Annotated in this window: 11 protein-coding genes; 8 read left to right on the top strand and 3 right to left on the bottom strand. The window is 61.4% G+C overall.

Annotated elements, in window-relative coordinates:
• Positions 1 to 278 precede the first annotated feature (278 nt).
• Complete coding sequence (locus tag LVS58_RS18275; protein WP_233692206.1) at positions 279 to 788, bottom strand: histidine kinase; 510 nt, start codon at positions 786 to 788, stop codon at positions 279 to 281.
• Between the two features lie 351 nt (positions 789 to 1,139).
• On the opposite strand from LVS58_RS18275, the gene LVS58_RS18280 reads away from it, so the two are divergent.
• Positions 1,140 to 2,075: a chemotaxis protein CheV gene (locus tag LVS58_RS18280; protein WP_233692207.1), complete on the top strand. Its 936-nt coding sequence runs from the start codon at positions 1,140 to 1,142 to the stop codon at positions 2,073 to 2,075.
• Between the two features lie 55 nt (positions 2,076 to 2,130).
• On the top strand, positions 2,131 to 2,934 hold the full coding sequence (locus LVS58_RS18285) for an MOSC domain-containing protein (RefSeq protein ID WP_233692208.1): 804 nt from the start codon (positions 2,131 to 2,133) through the stop codon (positions 2,932 to 2,934).
• A gap of 111 nt (positions 2,935 to 3,045) precedes the next feature.
• Here LVS58_RS18285 and LVS58_RS18290 read toward each other — a convergent pair whose 3' ends face one another.
• Positions 3,046 to 4,971 carry a transglycosylase SLT domain-containing protein gene (locus LVS58_RS18290; protein ID WP_233692209.1) on the bottom strand — a complete coding sequence of 642 codons (1,926 nt, stop codon included), beginning with the start codon at positions 4,969 to 4,971 and terminating at the stop codon, positions 3,046 to 3,048.
• A 220-nt stretch (positions 4,972 to 5,191) separates the two neighbouring features.
• Between LVS58_RS18290 and LVS58_RS18295 the strand changes: the two genes are divergently transcribed.
• Positions 5,192 to 7,120 carry an ATP-binding cassette domain-containing protein gene (locus LVS58_RS18295; protein ID WP_014591783.1) on the top strand — a complete coding sequence of 643 codons (1,929 nt, stop codon included), beginning with the start codon at positions 5,192 to 5,194 and terminating at the stop codon, positions 7,118 to 7,120.
• Between the two features lie 107 nt (positions 7,121 to 7,227).
• Here LVS58_RS18295 and LVS58_RS18300 read toward each other — a convergent pair whose 3' ends face one another.
• Positions 7,228 to 7,668, bottom strand: a complete 441-nt coding sequence (locus LVS58_RS18300) for a universal stress protein (protein ID WP_233692210.1) — start codon at positions 7,666 to 7,668, stop codon at positions 7,228 to 7,230.
• Positions 7,669 to 7,778: 110 nt separating this feature from the next.
• Between LVS58_RS18300 and LVS58_RS18305 the strand changes: the two genes are divergently transcribed.
• The 5 genes from LVS58_RS18305 (at position 7,779) to topA (ending at position 15,224) form a co-directional block, all read left to right on the top strand.
• Positions 7,779 to 8,216, top strand: coding sequence for a hypothetical protein (locus LVS58_RS18305; protein ID WP_233692211.1), 438 nt, complete (start codon positions 7,779 to 7,781; stop codon positions 8,214 to 8,216).
• Positions 8,217 to 8,832: 616 nt separating this feature from the next.
• Entirely contained in the window at positions 8,833 to 10,980 is a 2,148-nt protein-coding gene (gene fadB / locus LVS58_RS18310; RefSeq protein WP_233692212.1) for a fatty acid oxidation complex subunit alpha FadB, read from the top strand.
• A 31-nt stretch (positions 10,981 to 11,011) separates the two neighbouring features.
• On the top strand, positions 11,012 to 12,187 hold the full coding sequence (gene fadA, locus LVS58_RS18315) for an acetyl-CoA C-acyltransferase FadA (protein ID WP_003248768.1): 1,176 nt from the start codon (positions 11,012 to 11,014) through the stop codon (positions 12,185 to 12,187).
• A gap of 75 nt (positions 12,188 to 12,262) precedes the next feature.
• Positions 12,263 to 12,514, top strand: a complete 252-nt coding sequence (locus tag LVS58_RS18320) for a DUF1653 domain-containing protein (protein ID WP_233692213.1) — start codon at positions 12,263 to 12,265, stop codon at positions 12,512 to 12,514.
• A 100-nt stretch (positions 12,515 to 12,614) separates the two neighbouring features.
• Entirely contained in the window at positions 12,615 to 15,224 is a 2,610-nt protein-coding gene (topA, locus tag LVS58_RS18325; RefSeq protein WP_233692214.1) for a type I DNA topoisomerase, read from the top strand.
• The last annotated feature ends 6 nt before the right edge of the window (positions 15,225 to 15,230 follow it).

Consider the following 15,230-nt stretch of genomic DNA (forward strand, 5'->3'; position numbering starts at 1 on the left):
AACACACATTCCTGCCACCTTTGTTCCAGTAGCAAGCGTGTGTGGGGGCGCATATTACCACTTTGCATTGCATCGGTCGCGGCCGGCTAACGCCTTGAAACGCCCACAGGGCGGGCCTTTTCGGGTAGCAAAGTGCCACCCTTTAATCGCGCAGTACCCACTTGTGCTGTAACTAGCGCGGCAATCATTCAACGACCTGCACTGAAAACCTGGAGCGCTTTCCAAGTTCAGCCATGGCAGGGTTTGAATAAAGTTGCTTAGTTGCACTTTGCATCAGGTTAATGCATGCGATTAGAGCGGCTGGGGCGGTTGCCGGTTGCCACGTCACTATGCGGGTGAATGCAGGTGCCGCCTTCTTCATCGCAGGACCCGCAGGCTGGTGCAAAGGGGGCTTGTACGACTTTGGCCAGTTCACCCAGTAGCACCAGTTGTTCGCCGATGTCCAGGTTCAGCCGCCCTGTACGGCTATCGACCAGTTCCAATTGCCAGGCCAGCAAGGTCAGGCACGCCCCTATTGCGGGTAGGGCGTCGCGCTGTAGGCAACCACCGTGACAGGCTGGAGCGAGCAACTGTTGCAGGGCGGTGGTGTAGTGGGCAACTTCACGCAGGCCCAGGCACGCAGCTTGACGGGCGATAGTGTCGAGGGTGCTGTCCAGGCAACTGCAGGCATCCGGGTCGTTGTCTATCAGTTCCAGGTGCTGCAGGCATTCCTGAGCCTGTGTCAGCAGTACCTGGGCGTCCAGCAGGAAGCCTTGCAGGGCGTCATCGAACGATAAGGCAGTGTCCATCATCAAGTCCCCGCGCGTGGGGTAGGCGCAGGGGGCGGGCACGCCGAAACGATAGCTAGCAAAAGCCTGACTCCATTCATGCAATGAGAATGGCGTCACATTAATGGCTAAAGGATATCGCGAACATCAGGTTGCACCTGATTGCCGCTAAGGGTTTCCCTGATCAAGGGCTAGGGTGGGGAACTTTTATCGTGTCCCTGATTTGCCCTGGCGTCTCGTCAGTAAAACATGATGGTAAAGTGATATCAATTATCTGCGCTGCATTTTCCCGCAAGGGTCAAGGTGTGCAGGAAGCCGCCGATACAGGGTAGATGATTTCACCTTTTAAGACTCAAGCCTGGGGGCTTTCCAATGGCTGGCATTCTCGACACGGTAGACCAACGCACGCAACTGGTGGGTGAGAACCGCCTGGAAATTCTGATGTTTCGTCTGGCCGGTCGCCAGCTGTTCGCGATCAACGTGTTCAAGGTGCAGGAAGTCCTGCAACTGCCCAAGCTGACCCTGATGCCCCAGCGCCACGCCTATGTCTGCGGTGTGGTCAACCTGCGTGGGCAGACCCTGCCGGTGATCGACCTGTCCCAGGCGATCGGTATGCGCCCGCTACAGCCGGGGCCGGACAGCACCATCATCGTCACCGAATACAACCGCTCGGTGCAGGCTTTCCTGGTGGGCGGTGTTGACCGCATCGTCAACATGAACTGGGAGTCGATCATGCCGCCGCCTTCCAGTGCCGGTCGCCAGCACTACCTGACTGCCATCACCAAGGTCGATGAGAAGCTGGTAGAGGTGATCGACGTGGAGAAGGTGCTGGCCGAAATCGTGCCCTACAACGCCCGGGTCTCTGGCGACAAGCTGGCCGACCCGGTGCTGGCCCGGGCCCGCGGCCGCGAAGTGCTGCTGGTGGACGACTCCAGTGTGGCCTTGGCGCAATTGCGCGATACCCTGTCACAGCTGGGCATGAAGCTGCATGTGGCCAGTGATGGCCTGAAGGCGTTGCGCTTGCTAAAGGGCTGGGCCGACGCCGGTGAGGACGTGTGCGAAAAGCTGCTGATGGTGTTCACCGATGCAGAAATGCCGGAGATGGACGGCTATCGGCTGACCACCGAGATCCGCAGCGATGCCCGTCTGCGCCGGCTCTATGTGGTGCTGCACACATCGCTGTCGGGCAGTTTCAACGAATCCATGGTGAAGAAGGTGGGCTGTGACAACTTCCTTTCCAAGTTCCAGCCCGATCGCCTGGTCGATGTGGTCAAGCAACGCCTGCTGCTGGATAGCACTGCCGCGTGAACGTTGTGCCGGCCAGGTATAAGCTGGGCTTTTGGCATGAAGCGAGGCAGCAGGGATGTTTCTCAGTGAGTTGTATAGATACCCGGTGAAGTCGGCGCAGGCGCAAAGCCTGAAGGCATCACCGGTGGGGTTGCTGGGGTTGCAAGGCGACCGGCGCTGGATGGTGGTCGAGGAAGAAAACGGACGCTTCCTGACCCAGCGTGCCTGGCCACAACTTGGCCAGATCGACGCGAGCGATGACGACAGCGGCCAGTTGCTGCTGCAAACCCCTGGACAGGCGCCGTTGCGGGTGCCTGTACCGCCTGCCGATGAGGCCCTGCGCGGCGTGACGATCTGGCGCGATACCCTGCGTGTGCCGGACGCTGGCGATGCCGCAGCGGCCTGGTTGAGTGAGTTGCTGGGCAGGGCCGTACGACTGGTGCATTGCCCGGAGCAGCGTGCGCGTTACCTACCCAATGGTTACGGTTTCAACAGTGACCGCGCGGCGTTTCCGGATGGCTTCCCCTTGCTGCTGATTGGGCAGGGCTCGCTGGACGAGCTTAACCGGCGTATTGGCCGGCCCATGTCGATGCGGCGTTTTCGGCCCAACCTGGTGGTGCAGGGTGCGGAGCCATTTGCCGAGGATGGCTGGAAGCGAATTCGCATCGGCAGCTTGGCGTTTCGCGTGCTCAAGCCCAGTGTGCGGTGCATCTTCACGACCATTGATCCGGCTACCGGTGAGCGCACTGCCGACCGCGAGCCGATGGCGACGCTCAAGACCTTTCGCGAGAAGGAGGGGGATGTGCTGTTCGGGCAGAACCTGGCGGTGGATGGCAGCGGGTGGCTGGAGGTGGGGATGGAAGTAGAAGTCCTGGAGTAGGTGTGCTGCCTGTACCGGCCTCTTCGCGGGTGAACCCGCTCCTACAAGGGCTACGCGGTCGTTGTAGGAGCGGGTTCACCCGCGAAGAGGCTGGTACAGGCTCAACAGCAATCACATGTCATCGAAATACCGTTCATGCCAATCCACCAACGGCTGCGGTGAATTCAGCTTCTGCCCGTAGATCACCGAATACGACAACACGTTCTGTACATACTGGCGTGTTTCGTCGAACGGGATGGACTCCACCCACACATCGAAGCTCAGGTGCTTGGCCCCTTTGAGCCACTGTCGCACGCGCCCTGGCCCGGCGTTGTAGGCTGCCGAAGCCAGCACCCGGTTGCCGTTGAACTGGCTGTGTACCTGGCTCAGGTAGGCTGCACCCAGCTGGATGTTCTTGTCCGGGTTCAGCACTTGCGCCGGTGAGGCCAGCGGGATGCTGAACTTGCGTGCGGTTTCCTTGGCCGTGGCCGGCATCAGCTGCATCAGGCCGCTGGCGCCCACGGGTGAGCGTGCGTCCTCCATGAAGGCGCTTTCCTGGCGAGTGATGGCGAATACCCAGCTCGAATGCAGGCCGCGAACCTTGGCTTCACGCACCAGCGTGTCGCGGTGGGCCATGGGGAAGCGGATGTCCAGGTCGTCCCAGTACTGGGCCTGGCTGATGGTGCGGATGGCCGGGAAGTACCAACGCAGCTCATAACCCAGGCGTGCCTGCGCAACCATTTCGTCACGGGTGAAGTGGCGGCTGACGTGGTACCACTCACGGCGGCCGTCGACGATCTGGCCGCGGGCGTGGAATTCCAGTGCGCGCTGGATCCCGGGCGTGTTGCGGACCTTCTTGACCAGTTGTGGGCTCAGCAGCAGCGGCTTGTTGTTCAGCTGGTACGGTGTCTGCGCCCGGTCGGCGGCGAGGAAGCCATAGAAGTCGCGCTCACGCGCTGCGGTCTTGTAAAGCAGCGGGATCTGCGGGTTGTTTGGCTGGGCCAGTTCCAGGCTGCGAGCCTGCCAGTACCTCCAGCGGCTGGTGCTGGCCAGGTCCTGGGGAAGGCGCTTGGTCAGCTCGTAGGCGTCCTCCCAGCGGCCCAGGCGCAGCAGCAGGCGAAGGCGCCATTCGCTGACCGTGTTGTCACGCAGCTCGGGGTCATAGCGGGTCATCAGGTCGAGTGCGCGTGGGTCGTAGCGGCGTGCGAGGGTCAGGCCGATTTCGCGGGCGATGGCCACCTTTTCGTCTCGCGAGAAGTGCATGCGCTGGGCGTAATCGTCGAGCAGTGCCATGGCCCGCTCCGGGTCCTGCCGGGCCAGGCGACGAAGGCCGAGGCTGACCACGTCGGACATGGCTTCGTTGACTGGGGTAAAGCGCGACGGCTGGTTGAGCAGCTCGGGCTTCTGGGCGACGTCGACCAGCAGGCGCCCTTGCGGGCCGAGGGTGGTCAGGGTCTTGACCAGGGTGTTGGCCAGGGCGTAGTTGCGCGCCTGGGCTGCCAGCTTGGTGCGTTCCCAGCGCTTGGCCTCGGTCAGTTGGCCTTCGGCTGCCCACATGCCAAACAGCGTGTCGCAGGCCTCAGGTTGCGATTTGCCGACGTTCCACAGCTTGTCGGCGGTGGCGTAACCTTCGGCGCGCAAGCCGTGGCTGAGCTGGTACTGGCCGTTGAGGCAGTCCAGTTCGGTGAAGTTGAGCTTGGGGTCGTAGTACTTGACGAAGGTATCCCACTCGCCGCGTTCGGCCAGCCAGCGCAACCAGCGCAATTTCATCCAGTTGGCCTGGGGCAGGTCGCCATGCTTGGCAAGGAAAGCTTCGATCTCCTGGTTGCTGGCGCTTTTCAGGCGGGCGGTGAGTTCGTCGTAGGCCAGGTAGGGCGTCAACGGGTAGTCGCTCAGGGCCTGGGCATAGCGCAGGTACGGGCCTTTGTCGCCTTTGGCCAGCGCTCGCTTGGCCTCGTCATAGTACTGGCGTTGCAGGGTCAGGTCGGTGGCCTGCGCTGCGCAGGTGGCAGCGGTAAGCAGCAGGCAGGATGCGATATGTAACAGGCGGCTGCGCATGATACGTCCGGGCAGTTGAACCATGGGAAGTGTCGGCGGAGCCAGCACTGTTGAAAGCTATTGCCTTAGCTTAGCTGTTTGCCGGCAGTGGGTGAAAGCACTGTGCTTGTATCGGGATATTAAGTTCGACCAGATGTCGCCAGGTGCCCACCGATTGGCTTGGCGGATGCCGTCGGGGGCCAAGTCAGGTAGAATGCGCGCCCGATTTATGGAGACGAACATGACCCTGCTCAAATTCAGCGATGTGTCCCTCGCATTCGGCGCCATGCCGCTGCTGGACAAAGTGTCCTGGCAGATCGCTCGTGGCGAGCGGGTGTGCATCATCGGCCGCAACGGCACCGGCAAGTCGAGCATGCTGCGCCTGGTCAAGGGCGAGCAGAAGGGCGACGACGGCGAAATCTGGCGTGCCCCTGGCCTGAAGATCGGTGAGTTGCCACAGGAGCTGCCGGTGGCCGACGAGCGCACAGTGTTCGACGTGGTAGCCGCTGGTCTGGACGGCGTGGGCGAGTTGCTGGCGCAGTTCCATCACCTGAGCATGAACATCCAAGGCGATGAAGACCTGGAAAAGCTCATGCACGTCCAGCACGAGCTGGAGGCCCGTGACGGTTGGCGCTTGCAGCAGGTGGTGGAAAGCACGCTCAGCCGCCTGCAGCTGCCGGCCGACAAGACCCTGGCCGAGCTGTCCGGTGGCTGGCGCCGCCGCGTACTGCTGGCCCAGGCGCTGGTGTCCGAGCCCGACCTGCTGCTGCTCGACGAACCGACCAACCACCTGGACATCGGTGCCATCGCCTGGCTCGAAGAGGCCCTGCGTGGCTTTAACGGCGCGGTATTGTTCATCACCCACGACCGTTCGTTCCTGCAGAACCTGGCCACCCGTATCCTCGAGCTGGACCGCGGCGGCCTGATCGACTGGAACGGTGACTACGCCAGCTTCCTGGTGCACAAGGAAGCCGCACTGGCCGCCGAAGAAACCGCCAACGCGCTGTTCGACAAGCGCCTGGCCCAGGAAGAAGTGTGGATCCGCCAGGGTATCAAGGCCCGCCGTACCCGCAACGAAGGCCGCGTGCGTGCACTGAAGGCCCTGCGTGTGGAGCGTGGCGAGCGCCGTGAACGACAGGGCAAGGCCAACATCCAGATCGAAGCCGCAGATAAATCCGGCAAGCAGGTGATGGTGCTGGAAAATGTCAGCTTCCATCACGCGGACGGCCCGCTGCTGGTCAAGGACTTTTCCATGGTCCTGCAGCGGCAGGATCGCATCGGTCTGCTGGGCGCGAACGGCACTGGCAAGACCACGTTGCTCAAGATGATGCTGGGCGACCTTGAGCCCACTGCGGGCAAAGTGGAGCGCGGCACCAAGCTTGAGGTGGCCTATTTCGACCAGATGCGCCACCAGCTTGACCTGGAAAAGACCGTGATCGACAACCTGGCCGAAGGCCGTGATTTCATCGAGATCGATGGCCAGAACCGCCACGTGCTGAGCTACCTGGGCGACTTCCTGTTCAGCCCCCAGCGTGCGCGCACGCCGGTCAAGGCGTTGTCGGGTGGTGAGCGTGCGCGGCTGCTGCTGGCCAAGCTGTTCAGCAAGCCGGCCAACCTGCTGGTGCTCGACGAACCGACCAACGACCTGGACGTGGAAACCCTCGAGCTGCTGGAAGAGGTGCTGTCCAACTACAAGGGCACCGTGCTCATGGTCAGCCACGACCGGGCCTTCCTTGACAACGTCGTGACCAGCACCCTGGTGTTCGAAGGCGAGGGTAAGGTGCGTGAGTATGTGGGCGGTTACGAGGACTGGATTCGCCAGGGCGGCTCGCCGAAGCTGCTGGGTGTGACCGAGAGCAAGGGCGGTAAGTCTGCGCTCAACAGCGCGGTGGTGGAGAAGGTCGAGGCCAAGCCTGAGCCTGTTGCGGCGCCGGTGGTGGAAGAAGCTTCGAAGAAGAAGCTGAGCTACAAGCTGCAGCGTGAGCTGGAGATGCTGCCGGGGCAGATCGATGAGCTGGAGCAGCGTATGGCTGAAGCCCAGGAAGAAGTGAATGCGGCGGGCTTCTATCAGCGCCCGATTGCAGAAACGTCGGCGGTGCTGGCACGGATCGAGAAGCTGCAGGGCGAGCTGGATGTATTGGTAGAGCGCTGGGCTGAGCTGGAAGGCTGATTGGCGTTAGCCTGTTCCGGCCTCTTCGCGGGTAAACCCGCGCCTGCAGGGATCGCAATACCCTTGTAGGCGCGGGTTTGCCGGCGAAGAGGCCGGTTCAGGTCCAGTCAGTCCTTCTTCAGCAAGCGTACCGCCAGCACGTCACACGGCGCGCCGTGCAGCACATCGTTGGCCGTGGAGCCCAGCAGCAGCGCCAGGCCATGGCGGCCATGGCTGCCCACCACGATCAGGTCGCACTTCTGCTCTTTGGCCAACTGGTGGATTTCCTGGCGCGGCTGGCCGTAGGTCAGGTGCGAGTCGCCGCGGTTGATTTCCGGGTATTTGTTGAACAGCCGGTCCATGCGCTCCTTGGCCTGGTCGAACTGCTGCTGTTGCAGCTGCGACAGGTCCATCGGTACGTCCCCGCCGAAGGCCATGGCCATCGGTTCGACGATGTGCACCAGGGATACCTTGGCATTCGAAGGTGCGGCCAGGGCCATGGCGCGCTTGATCACCGGGTCGCATTCTTCGGTCAGGTCGACGGCGACCAACAAATGTTCGTATTGCATGAGCGGTACTCCTGACAATCGCGATAGAAGAAGTATGGTCGCTTTAGGGCGGGTCTACCGTGAAAAATGGCTAACCAGCTCATTTGCAACGTTTTATGGGAACTACTGATATGACGGTATTGCTGGTGGTGTCAATCCTTGCGCTGATTCTCAGCCCGCTTTCCTGGCTGCGCAGTTCGCGCAAGCAGAGCGAGCAGATGAAGTTGCGCCTGGAGGCACGGCGCATGGGTTTGGCCATGCAATTGGCGCCGCAGCAGTGGCCGCACTGGCTGGAAAAGGAGCCGCCAAGCCCCTGCCCGCAGTATCACCGAGCCCGGCGCCGTGGGCATGAGGACAGCTTCAGCTTCTGGCAGGTCAGCCCCGGGGTGTGGTGGAACCAGTGGCGCGAGCCCTGCGAAGACCCACGTTTCCTGGGCGCCTTGTCGCGCTTGCCGGCGAGTGTGTACAAGGTCGAGGCCGATGCGCGGATGATTGCCCTGTACTGGACCGAGCGCGGCGATACTGCTGTGTTGCAGGATGTTGCCTACGCCCTTGAAACCCTGGCCTGAGCGCCGCCCATACGCAGCCCCTGCAGGCGCGGCTTCACCCGCGAACACCGGCATAGCCGGTGCCAGACTGCGCGGTGCCTGCTTCGCGGGTAAACCCGCTCCTACACAGCGTCGGCGTCCAGCCTGGTAAATCTGTTTCTTAACGACAAAGCGGCGACTTGGCATAACCCTGAAGGGGTGGGGTGCCAAGTCGCCGCTTTGCGTTCTGCTGCGCAGAAAAGGCCAGGCAGGCCGGGTTATTCATTCAAGCAAGTGCCAGTGTAGTCGCCCTGGCTCGCCGCGCAAGCGCAAAGCAGTCAGCCAATGCCTGTGGTCAATCGCTGACATGAATGACCGGCGATCACTGTCATCATGTTTTGTACCCGGACGATGGAAAATGACTGGAAAGTCGCGTTTTCGCCTTGTTCGTGAGCATTTGACAACGCCGATCTTTTCGGAGAATGTGTGCACACCCAAATCAAACGGGCGTATGAATTGAGCGTTTGTATGTCATGACGCCAAGCCATACTTCCGACTAGCGCGCTGACGGGTGTGCCTGGGGCAAGGCAGCTTAGGCCTGCTTCTGCTGCAGCGATCGGCGTGTACAGTTCAGCTTCCATATCGTGGAGATCAGTTGATGATTTACGAAGGTAAAGCCATCACGGTTAAGGCTCTTGAAAGTGGCATCGTCGAGCTCAAGTTCGACCTCAAGGGTGAGTCCGTCAACAAGTTCAACCGCCTTACCCTGAACGAGCTGCGCCAGGCCGTCGATGCCATCAAGGCCGATGCCTCGGTCAAAGGCGTAATCGTCAGCAGTGGCAAGGACGTGTTCATCGTCGGCGCCGACATCACCGAGTTCGTCGACAACTTCAAGCTGCCCGAGGCCGAACTGGTCGCTGGCAACCTGGAAGCCAATCGCATCTTCAACGCCTTCGAAGACCTCGAAGTGCCGACCGTTGCCGCCATCAACGGCATCGCGCTGGGCGGTGGCCTGGAAATGTGCCTGGCGGCCGACTACCGGGTCATGTCCACCAGCGCCAGGATCGGTCTGCCGGAAGTCAAGCTGGGTATCTACCCGGGCTTTGGCGGTACCGTGCGCCTGCCGCGCCTGATCGGCTCGGACAACGCCATCGAGTGGATCGCCGCCGGCAAGGAAAACCGTGCCGAAGATGCCCTGAAAGTGGGGGCCGTCGACGCTGTGGTCGCCCCTGAGCTGCTGCTGGCCGGTGCCCTCGACCTGATCAAGCGTGCCATCAGTGGCGAGCTGGACTACAAGGCCAAGCGCCAGCCGAAGCTGGAAAAGCTCAAGCTCAATGCCATCGAGCAGATGATGGCCTTCGAGACTGCCAAGGGCTTCGTCGCTGGCCAGGCCGGCCCGAACTACCCGGCCCCGGTCGAAGCGATCAAGAGCATCCAGAAAGCCGCCAACTTCGGTCGCGACAAGGCCCTGGAAGTCGAAGCCGCAGGCTTTGCCAAGCTGGCCAAGACCTCGGTCGCCGAGAGCCTGATCGGCTTGTTCCTCAACGATCAGGAACTCAAGCGCAAGGCCAAGGCGCATGACGAGATTGCCCACGACGTGAAGCAGGCCGCCGTGCTCGGCGCCGGCATCATGGGCGGCGGTATCGCGTACCAGTCGGCGGTCAAAGGTACGCCGATCCTGATGAAAGACATCCGCGAGGAAGCCATCGAGCTGGGTCTGAACGAGGCCTCCAAGCTGCTTGGCAACCGCGTCGAGAAGGGCCGCCTGACCCCGGCCAAGATGGCCGAAGCCCTCAACGCCATTCGCCCGACCCTGTCCTATGGCGATTTCGCCAATGTCGACATCGTTGTCGAGGCAGTGGTCGAGAACCCGAAGGTCAAGCAAGCGGTACTGGCGGAAGTGGAAGGCCAGGTGAAGGCCGATGCGATCCTCGCCTCCAACACCTCGACCATCTCTATCAACCTGCTGGCCAAGGCGCTCAAGCGCCCGGAAAACTTCGTCGGCATGCACTTCTTCAACCCGGTGCACATGATGCCGCTGGTGGAAGTGATCCGTGGTGAGAAGTCCAGTGACGTGGCGGTCGCCACCACCGTGGCCTACGCCAAGAAAATGGGCAAGAACCCGATCGTGGTCAACGACTGCCCGGGCTTTTTGGTCAACCGCGTGCTGTTCCCGTACTTCGGCGGTTTCGCCAAGCTGGTCAGCGCCGGTGTTGACTTCGTGCGCATCGACAAGGTCATGGAAAAGTTCGGCTGGCCGATGGGCCCGGCCTATTTGATGGACGTGGTAGGCATCGACACCGGCCACCACGGCCGTGACGTCATGGCCGAAGGCTTCCCGGACCGCATGAAGGACGAGCGCCGCTCGGCGGTCGACGCGTTGTACGAGGCCAACCGCCTGGGCCAGAAGAACGGCAAGGGCTTCTACGCCTATGAAACCGACAAGCGCGGCAAACCGAAGAAGGTCTTCGATGCCACCGTGCTCGACGTGCTCAAACCGATCGTGTTCGAGCAGCGTGAAGTCACTGACGAAGACATCATCAACTGGATGATGGTCCCGCTGTGCCTGGAGACCGTGCGTTGCCTGGAGGACGGCATCGTCGAAACCGCTGCCGAAGCCGACATGGGCTTGGTCTACGGCATTGGTTTCCCTCCCTTCCGCGGTGGTGCGCTGCGTTACATCGACTCGATCGGTGTGGCCGAATTCGTCGCCCTGGCCGATCAGTATGCCGACCTGGGGCCGCTGTACCACCCGACCGCCAAGCTGCGTGAAATGGCCAAGAACGGCCAGCGCTTCTTCAACTGAGCGGTCAACGAGCTAGAGCGAGAGATTTGATATGAGCCTGAATCCAAGAGACGTGGTGATTGTCGACTTCGGTCGCACGCCAATGGGCCGCTCCAAGGGTGGCATGCACCGCAATACCCGCGCCGAAGACATGTCGGCGCACCTGATCAGCAAGCTGCTGGAACGCAACGGTAAGGTTGACCCGAAAGAAGTCGAGGACGTGATCTGGGGCTGCGTCAACCAGACCCTGGAGCAGGGCTGGAACATCGCCCGCATGGCCTCGCTGATGACCCAGATCCCGCACACTTCCGCAGCGCAGACGGTCAGCCGTCTGTGCGGCTCGTCCATGAGTGCGCTGCACACTGCTGCCCAGGCGATCATGACCGGTAACGGTGATGTGTTCGTGGTCGGTGGCGTGGAGCACATGGGCCACGTCAGCATGATGCATGGCGTAGATCCCAACCCGCACCTGTCCTTGCATGCCGCCAAGGCTTCCGGGATGATGGGCCTGACTGCAGAAATGCTCGGCAAGATGCACGGCATCACCCGTGAGCAGCAGGACCTGTTCGGCTTGCGTTCGCACCAGCTGGCCCACAAGGCCACGGTCGAAGGCAAGTTCAAGGACGAGATCATCCCGATGCAGGGCTATGACGAGAACGGCTTCCTGAAGGTGTTCGATTTCGACGAAACCATTCGCCCGGAAACCACCCTCGAAGGCCTGGCATCGCTCAAGCCTGCGTTCAACCCGAAAGGCGGTACGGTCACGGCCGGTACCTCGTCGCAGATCACCGATGGCGCCTCGTGCATGATTGTCATGTCCGGCCAGCGCGCCATGGACCTCGGTATCCAGCCATTGGCGGTGATCCGTTCGATGGCAGTGGCCGGTGTCGACCCGGCAATCATGGGCTACGGCCCGGTGCCATCGACCCAGAAAGCCCTCAAGCGTGCCGGCTTGACCATGGCCGATATCGACTTCATCGAGCTCAACGAAGCCTTCGCTGCACAGGCCCTGCCAGTGCTGAAAGACTTGAAAGTGCTCGACAAGATGGATGAGAAGGTTAACCTGCACGGCGGCGCCATTGCCTTGGGCCACCCGTTCGGTTGCTCCGGGGCGCGAATTTCCGGCACCCTGCTCAACGTCATGAAGCAAAATGGCGGTACGCTGGGTGTTGCGACCATGTGCGTCGGCCTGGGCCAAGGTATCACCACTGTCTTCGAACGCGTCTGATCGCGTAGCGGGACAGCAGCCGGGGCCTTGTGCCCCGGTTTTGTTTTTTCAGGTTTTATTCAGGAGGTGTGCAACATGCAGATACAGCCAGGCGTATACCGGCATTACAAAGGGCCTGAGTACCGTGTCTTCAGTGTTGCGCGGCACTCCGAAACCGAAGAGTGGATGGTGTTCTACCAATGCCTGTATGGTGATTACAGCTTCTGGGTACGTCCCCTTTCGATGTTCCAGGAGTCGGTCGAATTTGACGGCGAGCAGGTGCCACGCTTTGCTTTGGTCAAGGCCGAAGAGGGGCTGGCCGGGTTGCTGGGCAAGTCGCACCCGTGATCGTCCGAGCTTGACCTCACACTTTTGCCACTATATATAGCGGTGCCGCGTCTGGCACTTGGCGCGTTTTTTATCTTCAGATTCAGGAATACTCCGATCCATGGGCAAATCGCTGGTCATTGTGGAATCCCCGGCCAAGGCCAAGACCATCAACAAGTACCTGGGCAACCAGTACGTGGTGAAGTCGAGTATCGGCCATATCCGAGACCTCCCCACCAGCGGTTCGGCCAGCGCGAGCAAAGAGCCGGCCGCCAAGCGTGGCAAGGCTGCGGGTGAGGCACCGGCACTGTCGCCGAAAGAAAAGGCCCGTCGCCAGCTGGTGGCACGCATGGGCGTCGATCCCGATCATGGCTGGAAGGCCAAGTACGAGATCCTGCCTGGCAAGGAAAAGGTGATCGAAGAGCTGCGCCGCCTTGCCAAGGATGCCGACACCATCTATCTCGCAACCGACTTGGACCGCGAAGGGGAAGCCATTGCCTGGCACCTGCGCGAGGCCATCGGGGGTGACGACACCCGCTACAAGCGCGTGGTGTTCAACGAAATTACCAAGAAAGCCATTCAGGAAGCGTTCTCGCAGCCAGGCGAGCTGGACATCGACCGGGTCAACGCCCAGCAGGCGCGGCGTTTCCTCGACCGCGTGGTCGGTTACATGGTTTCGCCGCTGCTATGGGCCAAGATTGCCCGTGGCCTGTCCGCTGGCCGCGTACAGTCCGTGGCGGTGAAGCTGGTGGTTGAGCGTGAGCGTGAAATCCGCGCGTTCATCCCGGAAGAGTACTGGGAAATCCACGCCGACCTCGGCACCGCCAAGAACGCCAAGGTGCGTTTCGAGGTGGCGCGCGAGAAGGGCGAGGCCTTCAAGCCGCTGAACGAAGCTCAGGCCATGGCTGCGCTGGATAAGCTCAAGGCTTCCAGCTACAGCGTGGTCAAGCGCGAAGACCGCCCGACCAGCAGCAAGCCATCAGCACCGTTCATTACGTCCACCTTGCAGCAAGCGGCCAGCAACCGCCTGGGCTTCGGCGTGAAGAAAACCATGATGATGGCTCAGCGCTTGTACGAAGCCGGTTACATCACCTACATGCGTACCGACTCGACCAACCTGTCGGCTGACGCCCTGGACATGGCTCGCAGCTACATCGAGCGGGAGTTCGGCAAGCAGTACCTGCCGGAGGCGCCGCTGGTTTACGGCAGCAAGGAGGGCGCCCAGGAGGCGCACGAAGCGATTCGGCCTTCTGACGTGAATACCCACCCGACCAAGCTCAGCGGCATGGAGCGTGACGCCGAGCGCCTGTACGAGCTGATCTGGCGCCAGTTCCTGGCGTGCCAGATGCCGCCAGCGCAGTACCTGTCCACCAGCGTTACCGTCGCTGCTGGTGATTTCGAGCTGCGTGCCAAGGGCCGCATCCTCAAGTTCGACGGCTACACCCGTGTGCTGCCACAGCAGAGCAAGCCGGGCGAAGACGACGTGCTGCCAGAGATGGTTCAGGGTGAAGCGCTGAAACTGATCCAGATCGACCCGAGCCAGCACTTTACCAAGCCACCTGCACGCTTTACCGAAGCCAGCCTGGTCAAGGAGATGGAAAAGCGCGGTATTGGCCGACCATCGACCTACGCGGCGATCATTTCCACCATCCAGGACCGTGGCTATGTGACGCTGCACAACCGCCGCTTCTACTCCGAGAAGATGGGCGACATCGTCACCGAGCGCTTGTCGGAGAGCTTCTCCAACCTGATGGACTACGGCTTTACCGCCGACATGGAAGAGAACCTCGACGACGTGGCCCAGGGCGAGCGTGACTGGAAGAACGTGCTCGACGAGTTTTACGGCGACTTCAGCAAAAAACTGCAGACTGCCGAGTCCAGCGAAGACGGCATGCGCGCCAACCAGCCGACCATGACCAACATTCCGTGCAAGGAATGTGGTCGGCCGATGATGATTCGCACCGCCTCTACAGGCGTGTTCCTGGGTTGCTCTGGCTACAGCCTGCCGCCGAAAGAGCGTTGCAAGGCTACCGTCAACCTGGTGCCGGGCGACGAGATTGCCGCTGACGATGAGGGCGAATCGGAATCGCGCGTGTTGCTGGGCAAGCACCGTTGCCCGATCTGCGCCACGGCGATGGACGCCTACCTGCTGGACGAGAAACACAAGCTGCACATCTGCGGTAACAACCCGGATTGTGCCGGTTACGAGATCGAAGAAGGCAACTACCGCATCAAGGGCTACGAAGGGCCGAGCCTGGAGTGCGACAAGTGCGGTAGCGAGATGCAATTGAAGACCGGCCGTTTCGGCAAGTTCTTCGGCTGCACCAACCCGACGTGCAAGAACACTCGCAAGCTGCTCAAGAGCGGCGAGGCGGCGCCACCGAAGATGGACAAGGTGGACATGCCGGAGCTCAAGTGCGAGAAGGTCGACGACACCTACGTGCTGCGCGACGGTGCTTCTGGGTTGTTCCTGGCTGCCAGCCAGTTCCCCAAGAACCGCGAAACCCGTGCGCCGCTGGTGCTGGAGATTGTGCCGCACAAACATGAGATTGACCCGAAGTACCACTTCCTGTGCGATGCACCGCAGAAAGACCCGGATGGCCGCCCGGCGGTGATTCGCTACAGCCGAAAGACCAAGGAGCAGTATGTGCAGTCCGAGGTCGATGGCAAGCCGACCGGCTGGAAGGCGTTCTACGATGGCAATGCCTGGAAGGTTGAAGACAAGCGCTGATCCATC

Origin of the sequence: Pseudomonas sp. JR33AA, from assembly GCF_021378985.1 — a bacterium.
GTDB lineage: Bacteria > Pseudomonadota > Gammaproteobacteria > Pseudomonadales > Pseudomonadaceae > Aquipseudomonas > Aquipseudomonas alloputida.